We start from the raw sequence: 14,590 nt of genomic DNA, 5'->3' as shown, positions 1-14,590 counted from the left end.
GCTTGACATTCGCCAAATCAGCCAGGGCCCCATTCTGGGACCATCGCCTTGGTCGGGCGCAGTTGCATTTGCACCGCCGAGGAATTTTCACAATACTCCAGGACAAAACAACGAACAACAAGAGACTGACTCTTACTATGACCGTAATTATTGCTGGCGGTGGTATCGCCGGACTGACCATGGGCCTCACCCTGCATGAGATTGGCGTTCCTTTTCACATCCTTGAAAGCGTAACAGACCCAAAGCCTCTGGGCGTGGGCATCAACCTTCAGCCGCCCTGTGTGCGGGAGCTGTTTGCCTTAGGCCTGGAGGACATGCTGGACCAGGTCGGCGTGAAGACCCGCGATTACGGGTTTTACACCAAGACCGGCGTGGAGATCTGGACCGAACCACGCGGGCGCCATGCGGGATACAACTGGCCACAATATTCAGTCCACCGCGGCGAGTTGCAGATGGGCCTGTTGAAAGCCCTGCTGGACCGCTGTGGCGATGATTGCATCACCTTTGGCTGCCGCGTGACCCAATACACGAACACCGACAAAGGTGTGGCGGTCATCTATCAGGAAGGCGAAACCATCAAATCCATGGCGGGCAAAATGCTGGTCGCGGCAGACGGGGTGCACTCTGCCATCCGCGCGCAGATGTATCCGGACGAAGGCGCGCCTGTCTGGGGTGGTGCCATAATGTGGCGCGGCACCACCACCGCGCCAGCTTTCCTGAGCGGCACGTCGATGATCCTCGCAGGCCACGACACCCAGCGGTTTGTGACCTACCCGATTTCCGCCCCTGATCCCGAAACCGGCGCGACGCTGATCAACTGGATTGCCGAGGCCAAGGTGGACCCCAACGACCATATCGAGAAGAGCGACTGGAACCGCAAAGTGGACGCCTCCCGCTTTGCCGAGGACTTCGCCACGTGGAACTTTGGCTGGATCGACATTCCCGGACTGATCGCCAACGCCAACGAGGTGTTTGAATACCCAATGGTGGACCGCGAACCGGTGGACAGCTGGACCGACGGCGCGGTCACGCTGATTGGCGACGCAGCCCATGCCACCTACCCCGTGGGCTCCAGCGGCGCGAGCCAGGCGATCATCGACGCCCGCCTGCTTGGCGCAGCCATCAAGGCGCAACGCACCGGACATGCCGCCGCCAAGACCTATGAGGATCAGGTGCGGCCCATGGCCAACGCTGTGACCCTGGCCAACCGCGGCAACGGCGGACCGGACGCGATCATGCAAATGGCCGAAGACCGCTGCGCAGGTGACTTCGCCCGGCTTGATGATGTGCTGCCAATGCAGGAACGCCAAGAGCACGCCGAGAGCTTCAAGAAGCTGGCCCGCATTCGGGTGGAAGACACCAACACACAAGCGCCGATCATCGCCTAAAACACAGCGGGCGTCCTTGCAGGGACGCCCCACCGCCAAACCTCTATCCCCCCCCCTAGACCCGCACCCCCTTTTTCGGGCAGGCTGACCCCAGTTCGTGTTGTCCGTCATATGTGGGAGCCTGCCTTTTGTTTTTGACCTTTTCCCTCCGCGCCATGGGCCTCGCCGCCCTGATCTGCTCGGGCCTCGCAGCGCCAACTTGGGCGTCCAAGGCGTCCCAAGGCATTCCCAAATGGCTGCAAAAACACGTCGGCACAGGAACAGGCCAAATTGCGCCCATCGTGCTCGACCGCGCCCGCGCGCTTTATCTCGAGAAGCGCCGCAGCGGCACGGTCAAGAACCCCTGTTACTTCGCAATGGACGCCACCCGTCCCAGCACAGCCGATGACGGCAGCGCTCTACCCCGCTTCTATGTGATCTGCGAGAACGCAAAGACGTTTAAGGCGGTTTCCTCAGGCTACGGAAACGGCCGCAAACTGGCCAAAGCCAACTTTGCCAATGGCCGCCAATGCGCCCGCAATTTCAGCAACGCCGAGGGCTCCAAGCTCACCGCCGGTGGCGCCTATGTCACCGCCGAATCCCGCACATCCTTCAAGGGCTATTACCAAGGCAGCGCGGGCACCAAACCGTTCCTCCGCACCTTCCTGTTGTTTGACGGCGAAGGCGAAACCAGCAACGCCCGCGAGCGCGCCATCGGCGGGCACCGCGCCATGTTCCTGCGCTGGCAATGCCGGATGGAACGGCCCCAAAGCACCCACGCCGACGCGGACGGCTTTGTGCCCTTTGGCAAACTGGTAGACTACACCTCAGGGCGCAGCAACGGCTGCACCACCTGGTCCAAACCCGCCACGGACCAAATTCTGAAGATCGCCGATGGCAAGCCAACAACACTCTACATCTACCCGTCCTCAAAAGACATCAACGCCGTGGCCAAAGCGATCCAACGCGGGACATCCCCGCAACAATCCGGCCTCTACTGGCATGCCGCTTGCCTCAAAACCATCGGCATACCGAAGTTCTGGCCCAAGAAAACCCTGCAGCCCATCATCAACGAATGGCGCGCCTCACTGCCGAAACAGCCACCACTGGAGCTGCCGCTTTGTAAGTAATGATAGTCCTAGAAAGTGGTGCCAATACTCATTTGCGAGCGCTACAAACCGTCCCTCCCCCGCACACCGTAAAAGGCAACCGCACAAAGTGTGTACTGAGCAGCCAACATCTACTATCACTTTCAGGAAGGAAGAGATTGTAGCGAGTAGACACCCTCCTGTGGCTACCTGGGCGAAGCCGAAAAATGGACAAGAGGTTTCAAAATTGAGGAATACCCCACCGAAGGCACTGGCGGTAACACGCTGTGCCATTGCGTCTCTTTTCCTGGTACTTCCTTCCCAGACCTTAAGCCAGAGCAACTTACCTGGATCGTGCAACACCTTCGAAAATATGGAACAGCAAACCAACTGGTGGCTGCAGGAATATGGTTCATTGTTGACAACAGGATCGCTTTTTCTTGACGCTTCTCAGGGTGAAGACCTTCGAATTGGGCAACTCTTTTTTTGATGCTTGAGGAACTAAATCGAACTGACGTTTCGGACCTACAAAAACATCTTGCGATCACGGTGGAGTTATACACTCTTTTGAACGCAAAGAACCCTACGGATAGCGAAACAATTTTTGGTCTTCTAAGCAGATCAGCAAGATCAGAACTCGCGAGCCAAAGTACGGATTTCAAGAAACTTCAAGTCTGCGCGTTCGAGTGTCCGAGTGGTCCAGAAGGAGGCCTATCAGATGCGTTCAGGGCCTGTATCGTTGATTAGTTGTGGATAGCGGCCAGTCACGAAAGCAAGAAAAAGCCAACTTTAGGCCGAAAAAGACAATATCCCACCACACAGAAAACGCCCTCCCCAAACAAAAACAGGCGCCCCCGAAGGGACGCCTGCAATAACTCGGTGAAAAACCGAATTACTTAACTTCGACCTCAGCGCCAGCTGCTTCCAGCTTGCCTTTGATCTCTTCCGCTTCGTCCTTGGAAACGCCTTCTTTGACAGCTTTGCCGCCGGCTTCAACCAGCTCTTTAGCTTCTTTCAGGCCCAGACCGGTGATGCCGCGGACTTCTTTGATGACGTTGATTTTGGACGCGCCTGCAGCTTTCAGGATTACGTCAAATTCAGTCTTTTCTTCTTCAGCTGCACCGCCGGCGTCGCCGCCTGCTGCCATTACAACTGCGCCGCCAGCGGCTGGCTCGATGCCATACTCGTCTTTGAGGATGGTTTTCAGTTCTTGTGCTTCCAGCAGGGTCAGACCCACGATGCTTTCTGCGAGTGCTTTCAGATCAGCCATTTTAGACTCTTTCCGTTCTTAGGTATGTGTTCCAACGTTGGGCATTCACCCTACGCGGCTCAAAAAGTTGCTTACGCAGCCTCTGCCTTTTCCTCGATGGTAGACAGGATGGATGCGATGTTCGAAGCAGGTGCGCCAATGGCACCGGCGATGTTGGAAGCAGGTGCGCCGAGCATGCTTGCGATCTGAGCGATAAGCTCGTCGCGCGAAGGCATTTTCGACACTGCTGTAACACCAGCACGGTCCAGAGCGTTCTCGCCCATTGCACCACCAAGGATCTCAAATTTCTTGTGATCTTTGGCGAAGTCCTCGGCCACTTTGGCAGCTGCCACAGGGTCCTCGGAATAGGTCAGAACGGTCATACCCGACAGAAGGCCACCGATGCTTTCGCATGGTTTGCCGTCCAGGGCGATCTTGGCGAGCCTGTTCTTGGCGACACGAACAGCACCACCCGCTGCACGGGCACGTGCGCGAAGGTCCTGCATGTCAGCAACCGTGAGACCCGCGTAGTGGGCAACCACTACAACGCCAGAGCTTTCAAAGATCTGGCCGAGCTCTTCGACCAACTTCTCTTTTTGTGCTCTATCCACAGTTTTACTCCAAATATGGGACTTACGCCCCGGCTCAGTTTTGCGCACCACAGATGCGGCACGCGTTTAGGTCCATACTTTGGGTTGGGAACCAAGATCGCCAGACGGCCCCATGGGGCCTTCTAAGAATTCTTGTCTCTTACCCCATCTCAGAAAGGAATTATTCAGATCGAAATCCGAACCCTTCGTCTTGGACAGGCCACCCCAAGATAGAATCGACAAGCGACTCCGTTTCGGAATGGGCAGGGGCCGTTTACCGCCCACACAGCCACTTTGCAAGCACAGAAATCTGCAGCCAGCAAAGATGGCGGTTCCCTTCCCCACACCGGACGCTAGAGTGTGGCCGAATTCCTCCGGGGCAGGCGTTACAAAGGCTTTGACATGACATCTGACTGTACTCTTTCCGACGATCACCTCAGCCTGTCTGTCGCGGAGCTTGGTGCCGAAATGCAATATCTGCGCACGCACGCCGGTGTGGATCTGCTGTGGCACGGTGATCCGGCCTTTTGGTCCGGCCGCGCGCCTGTGCTCTTCCCCATCGTGGGGCGCGCTGTAGACGACAGGATTGCCGTGGGCGCACACAGGGCCGACATGGCGCAACATGGCTTCGCGCGGCGACGCACCTTTACGTTGGAAGAGCACAGCCCAACGCAGTGCCGCCACGTCTTGCGCGCGGCCCCTGAAACGCGGGCGCTGTACCCTTTCGATTTCGCGCTGCACCTCACCCACGCCTTGGCGGACGCAACCCTGACCGTGACCGCTCGGGTGGAGAACCACTCCGACACCGCAATGCCCTTTGGCTTTGGCTTCCACCCGGCCTTCAACTGGCCCCTGCCCGGTGCGGAGACCCAACGGCATGTCGTCCAGTTGGAGACAGCCAACAATCCCGCCCGGCAGCCGCTGCACCCAGACGGGCTGCTGGAGCCGACGCGGGTGGAAGGCCCGTTTACCAATGGTGTGCTGGAGATTGAGGAAGGCCTGTTCAAAGACGGCGCGTTGGTGTTCCCAAATGGCACCGAGGCACTGCGCTACGGCCCAGAGAACGGCCCGGGGTTGGCTTTCACCTTCCACAACCTGCCTGATCTCGCGCTGTGGAAACCGGTCGACGCGCCATTCCTATGTGTCGAGCCATGGCACGGCACCGCGTCTCTGGTTGGGGATGGGCCACAGATTTCTCAACGCCCCAACAGCCTGTCACTGCCCGCCGGTGAGGCGGTGGAATTTGGCTTCAGCGTCACCGTAGAAACCTAGGCAACGCCTTCGGCACGCCAACACTCTACCAAACAAATAACGCCACCAAGTTGGTGGCGTTGTTCTTATCCGTAGATTGCTTTCGCTTCCCGGAACGACAGCAATCGTCGCGTCTTTTCATCCCAAAGATGCAGACGCGCACAGGCCAGGCTTTCCCGCACACTCATCTGGTTGTTCTCGGCCAACTCTCCATAGTCCTTGAGCACTTCCGGCAAGCGGTAGAACGGGATGCGGCTGTAGAGGTGGTGCACATGGTGGATGCCTATGTTGGCGCTGAACCATTGCAGCACGGCGGGCAAACGGTAGTAAGAGCTGCCTTTCAAAGCGGCCTCATGCAGGTCCCACGCTTCGTGCTGGTCGTACTGTGTGTTCTCAAACTGGTGCTGCACGTAAAACAGCCAGACACCTGCCGTCGCGGCGATCAAGGTGGTTGGCAGGAAGATAAGCAGCAGCGGCGCAAGACCGCCAAAATAATAGATGCCCGCAAGCACTGCGATCAGCACCAGATTGGTTGCCATGGCGCTGAGCCAGTATTTGCGGCTGTCCATCAACCCCAACGGCACCCGGTTCTGGACAAAAAACAGATAAAACGGCCCCAGACCAAACATGGTCAGCGGATGGCGCACCATGCGGTACTGCAATCGACGCAAAGGATGGGCCGACCGATATTCGGCCACGGTCATGGTGTAAACATCACCAATGCCACGCTTGTCGAGATTGCCCGCCGCGCTGTGGTGGATCGAATGGGTGCGCCGCCAGACGTCATAGGGGGTCAGGGTGACCACACCCAGTACGCGGCCGAGCCAGTCACTCACCTCACGACTTTTGAAAAAGGCGCCATGACCACAGTCATGCTGGATGGTGAACAGGCGCACCAGAAACAGCGCGTTCAACACAGAAATGCCCAGGGTCAGCCACAGGCTGACCGACATGCTCCACCACGCCAGAGCCCAAAGTGCCACAAAGGGCACCACAGTAACCAACAGTTCCAAGACGCTGCGCGCCTCGTTGGGCTCGCGGTACTGTGCGAGGACTTTAACCCATTCGCGCGCGGAACGCTCGACAGGCTGATCAGGTTGCGGAACGGAGTGGATTACCATGTGCCTGCCAATGATTTGTTCGTTGCGCCGTGGATAGACGAAAGCACGCGGCTGGCAATTGGTTTTTGATCACATTGCTGTCGTTGCGTCAGTTTTTCGCGCATTTCTGCATTCCACGGTCAAAATAGAATGCCGCCGGCGGAAAACCCGACCGGCGGCACCTGGTGCAGGGGTTTCGGCGCATCGCCCGCATGCCAACAAGCCTGCGCCCGAAGCCAGGGCATTAGAAGTCCTGCCACAGCTCCATATCCACCGCTGCATTTCCGTCGACAGCCATCGGGGCCGCTTTCTTCTTTGGTGCCGGTGCTGGCGCATCAACCTCAGCCTTTGGTGCCGGCGCTGGTGCCGGTACCGGTGGGGCAACCGGTGCAGGCGCCGCCACGGGCGCCTCGGCAACCGCCGACGCATCGGTCTTGAAGCTTGAGACCATCGCCATCAGTTCAGACGCATCCTTGGCAAGCATCTGCCCTGCCGCAGTGGACTCTTCTACCATCGCAGCGTTGGCTTGGGTCACCTGATCCAACTGCACAACACTGGCGTTGATTTCTGCCAAGCCTGCAGACTGATCCGTCGCGCTGCGGGCAATTTCAGACATCAGCGTGGAGATGTTGTTGACCCGTTCGGTGATGTTGGTCAAAGCGTCACCCGCTTTGCCAACCAAATCCACGCCACTTTCGACCTGCTGCGCGCTGTCGCTGATCAGAGCCTTGATCTCGCTGGCCGCATCCGAAGACTTCAGCGCCAGGGCACGCACCTCGGAGGCCACCACCGCAAAGCCACGACCCGCGTCACCGGCACGCGCGGCTTCCACACCCGCGTTCAGCGCCAAGAGGTTGGTCTGGAAGGCGATATCGTCGATTACACCAATGATCTGGGAGATATGACGCGAGCCCTCTTCGATCTCGGTCATCGCTTTCACCGCATCGCGCACAACCTCGCCGCTGACTTCCGCCTCGGAGCGGGCCTCAGCTACAACGTTCTCCACATTGCGGGTGCCCTCGGCGGCCGACTGCACGTTGTTGGTCATCTCCTTCAACGCCGCCGCAGTTTCTTCCAGCGTTGCTGCCTGGTTCTCTGTCCGCTGCGACAGATCCAGCGACGACTGGCTGATCTCAGCGGCACCGCTCTTGATGCTGTCCGCCGACTCCACCACTTGTGACACGGTGGTGTTGAGTTGATGCACAGTCTTGTTGAAGTCCAGACGCAACGCATCGTGGTCTGCGCCAAACGGCTCGTCGATGGTTTGTGCAAAGTCGCCCTGAGACAACTGCCCCAAGCCGGCGCTCAGCTTCTCGACAACAACCTCTTGTTCCTGGGCCGCGATAGCCCGCTGCTGTTCGGCGTCTTTGGCTTTCTTCAGGTCGCCGCGCATTGCCACAAGGGTTTTGCCCAGATCCCCGATCTCGTCCCCGCGCTCTGCGGTGGCCACATCGGTTTCAAAGTCGCCCCCGGAGATTTGCTCCATGTCACCGCAGATTTCGCTCAACGGACGGGTAATGGTGCGGGCAAACATCCAGCCAAGGAAAGACAGGACCACCGTCAAGAGAACACTAACAGCAATCAGGATCTTCCCCTGCGCCCAAACGGGCCCCATGGTCTCACTGACGTCTTGCTCGGCGATGATGGCCCAGTTGGCGTAGTCTAGCTCAAGCGGTTTGACATAGGTCACCACCTGCTGACCGTTTACCCCTTCATCCACTTCAAACACGCTGTGCCCAGCAAGCGCTTCTTCGATGTGGTGTGTCATTGGCAGTTCGTCGAGCACTTGAAACCCGCTTTCAAAGCGCGACGTGGTCCGGGCAAGACCATCGTCGCCCACAATATAGATCTGAGTGGTCTCACCCAGCCCAAGGCTGCTGTTGGTGATTTCACCCATCATATTGACCGGGATCTGCAACGCGACAACACCCAGAAGCGCATTGTCTGCGCCGCGGACCGGCGCCGCAATGAAGGCCGCGGCTGCACCGTAACTGGGTGCATAAGGCCGCATGTCATCAAAATGCATGCTTCCGTCCGCACCTTTTACGGCAGATTTGAACACATCAGCCAGACCACTGTCCTTGTAGGCGCCAGACACAAGATTGGTGGCGTAGTCCAGCTCCTTGAAGACCGAATACACAATATCCCCGGACGGATTGATCAGGAAGGCGTCATAGTAACCCTTGGTTTCGATCAGGGTCCGCAGACCTGGATGGTACAGCGCATGATCCGTGTGATAGGCCGCATCCCCCTGCGCCCGATCCAACAGATGTTTAGAGCCAACTTCATTTGGGTTGCCATCGATATAGGCCAGCGTCAGTTCAGACTGCGCGTCCCCGCCCAACGCCCCCCACGACTCTTCAAAGTCGACCAAAGCATTGGCCGTGGCCGAAGACACCGCCAAAGACTCCAGATCCGCTTCAACACCTTTCAACATCTGACGCACCGCAAATCGTCGGTCTGCGATGGTTGAGAACATTTGGTTCTCAACGGCCGTAAAGGCATATTTCTGAAGCGCAAAAAGGCTGGCTGAGATCAGTCCAGCCGCGAGCAGGATGCTGAAACCGACAATAAAAATCGGCAGCTTCCTAGAAAGCGGGATTGAATTGAAGCGTGGCATTAGTGGTCCTATTGGCTGTCCTAACGTGCTCTCACGACTGCGCCAAAGGACTTAATAAAGGCCGAAGAATGCCGATAACCCACGGATTTTGCGCCAAAACACACCCTGAAGGTGAGTCAGCTTTCACGCCAACGCACGCATAAATTTTTCAATGCAACGAATTAATTCAGTGCCCCGCGACCTGAGCCAAACATCAGGTCTGATTATTCTTTAGGCAGTTTACAAACCCGAATCGTAAACCTGTGAACCGATGCGCCTCGCGATCAAACCACCCCGAAAGGTCTAAGCCCAAACACTTCACCGAGCGCGCACACTGCCTTCAATGCAAGCTCAGCAAAACCTCGATATCGCGCGGAGCCAAACCTTGCAGAAGCTTACGATCCTCCTGAACCAACTTTGCATCCCCATCAATATAGGCTCGCAGCAACAGCGCGACTTGGCTGGTGGATTGGTAATACAGGTTCGGGTCTAAGCCACTGAGTTCGGAAAGTAGACGCTGCAACAACACCTTGCGCTTCTCCCCATCCAGATCCTGCCTCTTCTCGTGTAATGTCATGTCCGCCCTCTTCTAGTTGCCACGCCTCCTGTCAACTACGCCGCCGCTGCTCCCGCGGATGCAAAAGAACCATGAATGAGCCAACAACCACGGCTGCCACGTATCAGAAACGATACCTGCATTTGCAAAAGGCGCTCTGTAATGCTCTGGAAGCTAACCCGCCTCTCAAAGGCGCGAAATCCAAACGAACCAGCTGATGGCACGAAACCGGTACAGTCCGCTCAATTTGACCTTCATGACATGCTCGAGACCATCGACCAAGATCCCTATCTGGCTGTGGTCGACATCGAGCGCCAGATACTCTCGGTCTTTGATGATCTGCGATTTGATCGTTCTGATGCAGACATAATGGCCGGCCCAATGCGCAATCACATTTCACTGAAGTTATCTGCATTTGGCTTCCGTCAGGTATCTGGGCATGTCATTGAAAACGCACATCACGACCTGCGGATGATCATCCCCAAGTTCCGCGCGCTTGGAGAGTCCCCATTTGACGCCATCCGCTACACCCCACGACGGCCTCAGGATTTTTACATCCTGACACCGACACAAGCTGCCTGTCAGATAATCGACACCTATTCCCGGGAGGAGGCACAGGACCGCATCCTGACGCTGATCCAGAAACATCCAATCAACATCTATCGCATTCTAGATTTCATGGATCGCTCAGACAAACACATGGCGTTTCGGCCTGTTCTCGGCCACCTGAAATTTGTGCAGCGCAAAGCCATTCGCTCAGAACCGCTCTGTCGCCGCCGCGCCTTGCGTTAGTCTGCACCGCAATAAAAAAGGGCGCCCCAAAGGGACGCCCTTAAATCTCTGAAGATCGGGTGATCTTACTGTGCGGTGGCGTTGTCCACGGAGATAGTCACACCTGGGCCCATGGTGGAGCTCAGAGCGATCTTCTTCACGTAGGCACCTTTCGCGCCAGCAGGCTTGGCTTTCAGAACCGCGTCCATAAACGCTTTTACGTTCTCAACCAGCTTGCCTTCGTCGAAGGAGGCTTTGCCAACACCAGCGTGCACAACGCCGGCTTTCTCGACTTTAAACTGCACTTCGCCGCCTTTGGCGTTTTTCACAGCGTCAGCCACATCCATGGTCACGGTGCCAACTTTTGGGTTTGGCATCAGGTTGCGTGGGCCAAGAACTTTACCCAGACGACCAACAACCGGCATCATGTCAGGAGTCGCGATGCAGCGATCAAAGTCGATGGTGCCGCCCTGAACGGTTTCCATCAGATCTTCTGCGCCAACGATGTCCGCGCCAGCTGCCTGTGCTTCTTCGGCTTTTGGACCGCGAGCAAATACAGCAACACGCACGTCTTTGCCGGTGCCGTTTGGCAGACCAACAACGCCGCGGACCATCTGGTCTGCGTGACGTGGGTCAACACCCAGCTGAACGGCGATTTCAACGGTCTCGTCGAACTTCGCTTTGGCGTTGCCTTTGACCAGAGCAACAGCTTCTTCAACGGTCAGGTTGGATTTGCCAGCGAACGCTTCGCGCGCTGCGGCAGTACGTTTACCAAGCTTAGCCATTACTTCACCTCGATGCCCATGGAACGCGCGGAGCCAAGGATGATCTGCATAGCAGCATCGATGTCGTTTGCGTTCAGGTCTTTCATTTTCGCTTCGGCGATTTCTTTCACCTGAGCGGCAGTCACGGAACCTACAACCTCACGGCCTGGCAGGTTTGCACCGGATTTCAGCTTGGCAGCCTTCTTCAGGTAGTAAGACGCAGGTGGCGTCTTGATGTCCATGGTGAAGGACTTGTCCTGATAGTAGGTGATCACGGTTGGGCAAGGCGCACCTGGCTCCATGTCCTGTGTCTTGGCGTTGAACGCCTTACAGAATTCCATGATGTTGATGCCGCGCTGACCCAGCGCCGGACCGACGGGTGGGGAAGGGTTGGCTTGACCTGCAGGAACCTGCAGCTTCATTGTACCAGCAAGCTTCTTAGCCATTTGGTTTTCCTTTCAACGTGAGCGAAACGCGTTCCGCCCGGGTTATGTTGCGTGGTCCGATCCGACATCGCGATGCCTAAGATCTCCCACGAGAGAATCTCGCCCGAAGACGATAGAGGGGCGTTTAGGCTTGTTTTGATGGCTTGGCAAGGGGGAGGAAGTTATTCCACCTCAAAACACTTCCGCACCTTTTCGTCATCCCGCGCAAAGGTTTCAAACCCCATTGAGTCATAATAGGCCAGCGCGTCCGGGCTTTGTGCGCCAATGGTGGCCTCGATCTTCTGTAGCCCCGCCGTCTCGGCCGCAGCCCGCGTGGTGGCAAACAACTTGCGCCCCACCCCGCGCCGCGCGGCTTTGGGGTTCACATGCGTACCGATAATGCCCCACCCTGGCACAACGCCGTAGGGATTGCCTTCCGCGGCCCGCAGCAACATCTGGATGCCCAGCAGGCTGCCGTCCGCATCTTCCGCCACCGAACAGGCGATGTTGTCCGCATGACCAATGTAGACATCGCGCACAAACTCCTCGTCCGCTGGCAAGCGCCGCTTCCCCAGCGCCACCAATGCTTGGAGGAACGCGCTCACTTCGGCGGCGTCCTCTGCTCTGGCCTCTCGAATGATCATCTGCGCGCCTCCTTTTTTGCTCCCCGGAAACCATCCCCAAATCAACCATAAGATGCAAGCGGTGATGCACACACAAAAGCCCCCGCAATCACCTGCGAGGGCCTCCTTTGATTAGGACCGCTTAGGCCGCCTTATCCGTCCGGCTCCAGGCAAACTGCTGGAACGCCGGATCCACAGCGGTTTGGGCCACGTGGTTGGTGTAGTTGCTCAGCACTTTCTGAGACAGACCCAGAATGATCTCCAACACCTGCTGCGAGCCGTAGCCTGCCGCATAAAACGCCTCAAACTCCGCTGGCGTCACGTTGCCGCGCCCACGCGTCAGCGCCAGCGTAAAGGTCCGCAGCGCTTCCAGCTTTGGATCAGCCAAGGGGGTCTCGTCCCGCAGCGCGTCGATCACATCCTGAGCGATTCCCATCGAATGCGCGATGCCGGTATGGGCCGGCACACAGTAGTGGCACTCATGCTCCTCGTTGATCGACTGCCACACCACCGTCAGCTCGGTGTTGTCAAAGCTGGTGCTGACAAATGCCTCATGGGTCCGCTGGTAGGTCTCCAGCAACTGCGGCGCATCGGCCATCACCTGATAGAGACCCGGCAGGAAACCATAGGCTTTCTCTGAGGCAATCAAACGCTCTTTGGCAGCTTCCGGTGCGGTCTCAGCGGTATGGCGGGGAAAATTGGTCATCGTCGTGTCCTTTGTAAAATCATCAACGTGACTGTCATATGGGCAGCTTGAGCAATCACTCAAGATGGGTTTTGAGCGATCACTCAAATGTGACCTTGGCTTTACCCCACGCCGTCGTTACATAGAGCGCTATGAATGTGAGCCACGATAAAGAAGCAGCACTCGATCAGGCGCTGGAATTGTTCTGGACCAAGGGCTACGCCTCCACGTCGCTCAAGGACCTGGAGCGTGCCACTGGCATGCACCCTGGCTCGCTCTACGCCGCCTTTGGCAGCAAGGCGAAGCTCTACTGTCTCAGCCTGGAACGCTACGCCACCCGCTTGAATCACCTGCGCGCTGAGCTTCAGGCGCAAGCTGGGTCTCCTTTGGAAGGGCTGGCCCAGTTCATCCTGCGCGCGCACCCGCTGTCGGATGCCAACGCCCCGCTGCCGGTCTGCTATCTGGTGAAAGCCACGCTGGAGACCAGCCAGGGAAATCAGGCGATTGAAGACAAACTGTCAGAGCTGCTTATGCAGAACGACGCCATCTTTGCCGATGTTTTCCAGCAAGCCATCGATGCCGGTGAATTGCCGACACACAGCGATGCAGCAAAGCTGGCCCGGCAACTAAGCGCAGATCTCGCGGGGTTGTGCTTCTACGCGTTGCGGGAAAAGGATGCTGAGGTAATCAAGGACATGGTCGGCGATCTGGCGGCACGTGTCCGCACGCAGCACTGACTGTGGCGCAGCCTCCCAAAACCACCTCAAGCGCTACACCCAGCGCCGTACACGCTGTGAATAATCAACATAGCGCGCGCCAAACCTTGCCGCCATGTGTCGCTCTTCCAACAGCATCTGATGGTACACAGCGATCAGCCCCACAATCAGGCAGACGGTGGAAAAGCAACTCGGCAGCGCCAACCAAAACCCAACCTGCGCAAGCATCACACCCAGAAAAGCGGGATTGCGCGAAAACCGATACGGCCCGGCCTCCAGAAGCGTCTCAGGCACACCGCCGTCAAAGCCAGACCGCCAATGCCGCCCCAAGGCAAAATGGCTGACCAAAGCCAGCGCAAACCCAAAGGTCAATAACCCCGCCCCTGTCAGAACCACGACCGGGCGCTGCCACGCCGGCCAAAGGCCAAGGTAGGCATCCAGCCCCGGATCAATCGCGCGCGCCAGACAAACACCCCAAATCGTGACACGAAAGAAGCGAAACACCATGTGGTTCCACCAGGACGCACAAAACCGGGCGCCCGGCAACACAAACTCCGCCCCTTCGCGCGATTTTAGAAAAGCAATTCGGGATGTGTAAAAAACCGCCACAAAGGTAAAAAACCCCGCCAAATAGGGGCGGAGTGCGTCAGAGAGGGCGGTAGGAAGATCCATAAACAATCAGCGTCGTGTCTACGCCCGCCAATGTAACGGGCTGGTGAGGTCCAGTGCCCACTGTAACCGCACCAAAGCTGGTGACAAGCTACACTCGCCGCGCAAGCCCCTGTTACCAAAAGAAAACGCCGCCC

Annotated in this window: 16 protein-coding genes; 6 read left to right on the top strand and 10 right to left on the bottom strand. The window is 57.5% G+C overall.

The annotated features are described in order from the left end of the window. Positions 1–137: 137 nt before the first annotated feature. From SIB38_RS07155 to SIB38_RS07145, 3 genes are all read left to right on the top strand, one after another. Entirely contained in the window at positions 138–1,388 is a 1,251-nt protein-coding gene (locus SIB38_RS07155; protein WP_412551699.1) for a flavin-dependent oxidoreductase, read from the top strand. Positions 1,389–1,516: 128 nt separating this feature from the next. Beyond that, on the top strand, positions 1,517–2,497 hold the full coding sequence (locus SIB38_RS07150; RefSeq protein ID WP_412551698.1) for a hypothetical protein: 981 nt from the start codon (positions 1,517–1,519) through the stop codon (positions 2,495–2,497). A gap of 160 nt (positions 2,498–2,657) precedes the next feature. Then, positions 2,658–2,945, top strand: a complete 288-nt coding sequence (locus tag SIB38_RS07145; protein WP_412551697.1) for a hypothetical protein — start codon at positions 2,658–2,660, stop codon at positions 2,943–2,945. A 402-nt stretch (positions 2,946–3,347) separates the two neighbouring features. Here the strand turns inward: SIB38_RS07145 and rplL are convergent, their stop codons facing one another. Then, positions 3,348–3,725: a 50S ribosomal protein L7/L12 gene (gene rplL, locus SIB38_RS07140; protein ID WP_093323523.1), complete on the bottom strand. Its 378-nt coding sequence runs from the start codon at positions 3,723–3,725 to the stop codon at positions 3,348–3,350. A 71-nt stretch (positions 3,726–3,796) separates the two neighbouring features. After that, positions 3,797–4,315: a 50S ribosomal protein L10 gene (gene rplJ / locus SIB38_RS07135; RefSeq protein ID WP_294117576.1), complete on the bottom strand. Its 519-nt coding sequence runs from the start codon at positions 4,313–4,315 to the stop codon at positions 3,797–3,799. Positions 4,316–4,696: 381 nt separating this feature from the next. Between rplJ and SIB38_RS07130 the strand changes: the two genes are divergently transcribed. Then, the gene (locus tag SIB38_RS07130; protein ID WP_412551696.1) at positions 4,697–5,566 is read left to right on the top strand and encodes an aldose 1-epimerase family protein; all 870 of its coding nucleotides are present in this window, start codon (positions 4,697–4,699) and stop codon (positions 5,564–5,566) included. Positions 5,567–5,631: 65 nt separating this feature from the next. Here the strand turns inward: SIB38_RS07130 and SIB38_RS07125 are convergent, their stop codons facing one another. The 3 genes from SIB38_RS07125 to SIB38_RS07115 all read right to left on the bottom strand — a co-directional run bounded on the left by SIB38_RS07125 (position 5,632) and on the right by SIB38_RS07115 (position 9,821). Further along, positions 5,632–6,666, bottom strand: coding sequence for a fatty acid desaturase (locus SIB38_RS07125; protein ID WP_294117579.1), 1,035 nt, complete (start codon positions 6,664–6,666; stop codon positions 5,632–5,634). A 223-nt stretch (positions 6,667–6,889) separates the two neighbouring features. After that, positions 6,890–9,265 (bottom strand): methyl-accepting chemotaxis protein, encoded by a 2,376-nt coding sequence (locus tag SIB38_RS07120; protein ID WP_412551695.1) that lies wholly within the window; start codon positions 9,263–9,265, stop codon positions 6,890–6,892. A 319-nt stretch (positions 9,266–9,584) separates the two neighbouring features. After that, positions 9,585–9,821, bottom strand: a complete 237-nt coding sequence (locus SIB38_RS07115; protein ID WP_294117582.1) for a hypothetical protein — start codon at positions 9,819–9,821, stop codon at positions 9,585–9,587. Positions 9,822–9,962: 141 nt separating this feature from the next. Between SIB38_RS07115 and SIB38_RS07110 the strand changes: the two genes are divergently transcribed. After that, positions 9,963–10,592, top strand: a complete 630-nt coding sequence (locus SIB38_RS07110; RefSeq protein WP_412551694.1) for a hypothetical protein — start codon at positions 9,963–9,965, stop codon at positions 10,590–10,592. 65 nt (positions 10,593–10,657) lie between these two features. On the opposite strand, the gene rplA is transcribed toward SIB38_RS07110, so the two are convergent. The 4 genes from rplA to SIB38_RS07090 form a co-directional block, all read right to left on the bottom strand. Further along, positions 10,658–11,356 (bottom strand): 50S ribosomal protein L1, encoded by a 699-nt coding sequence (gene rplA, locus SIB38_RS07105; RefSeq protein ID WP_294117592.1) that lies wholly within the window; start codon positions 11,354–11,356, stop codon positions 10,658–10,660. Further along, positions 11,356–11,781: a 50S ribosomal protein L11 gene (gene rplK, locus SIB38_RS07100; protein ID WP_294117594.1), complete on the bottom strand. Its 426-nt coding sequence runs from the start codon at positions 11,779–11,781 to the stop codon at positions 11,356–11,358. The genes rplA and rplK overlap by 1 nt, the downstream gene beginning before the upstream one ends. A gap of 161 nt (positions 11,782–11,942) precedes the next feature. Further along, complete coding sequence (locus SIB38_RS07095; protein WP_294117597.1) at positions 11,943–12,404, bottom strand: GNAT family N-acetyltransferase; 462 nt, start codon at positions 12,402–12,404, stop codon at positions 11,943–11,945. 121 nt (positions 12,405–12,525) lie between these two features. Further along, entirely contained in the window at positions 12,526–13,089 is a 564-nt protein-coding gene (locus SIB38_RS07090) for a carboxymuconolactone decarboxylase family protein (protein WP_412551693.1), read from the bottom strand. 137 nt (positions 13,090–13,226) lie between these two features. Between SIB38_RS07090 and SIB38_RS07085 the strand changes: the two genes are divergently transcribed. Next, on the top strand, positions 13,227–13,805 hold the full coding sequence (locus tag SIB38_RS07085) for a TetR/AcrR family transcriptional regulator (RefSeq protein WP_294117602.1): 579 nt from the start codon (positions 13,227–13,229) through the stop codon (positions 13,803–13,805). 33 nt (positions 13,806–13,838) lie between these two features. Here the strand turns inward: SIB38_RS07085 and SIB38_RS07080 are convergent, their stop codons facing one another. Beyond that, a complete protein-coding gene (locus tag SIB38_RS07080) occupies positions 13,839–14,456 on the bottom strand; it encodes a methyltransferase family protein (RefSeq protein WP_294117603.1) in 618 nt (205 codons plus the stop codon). Between the last annotated feature and the right edge of the window lie 134 nt (positions 14,457–14,590).

This window comes from Shimia sp. MIT910701 (genome assembly GCF_047126315.1).
Taxonomy (GTDB): Bacteria; Pseudomonadota; Alphaproteobacteria; order Rhodobacterales; family Rhodobacteraceae; genus Shimia.
Note: the sequence above shows the minus strand (reverse complement) of the source record. Positions and strands in the feature narration are given on the sequence as shown.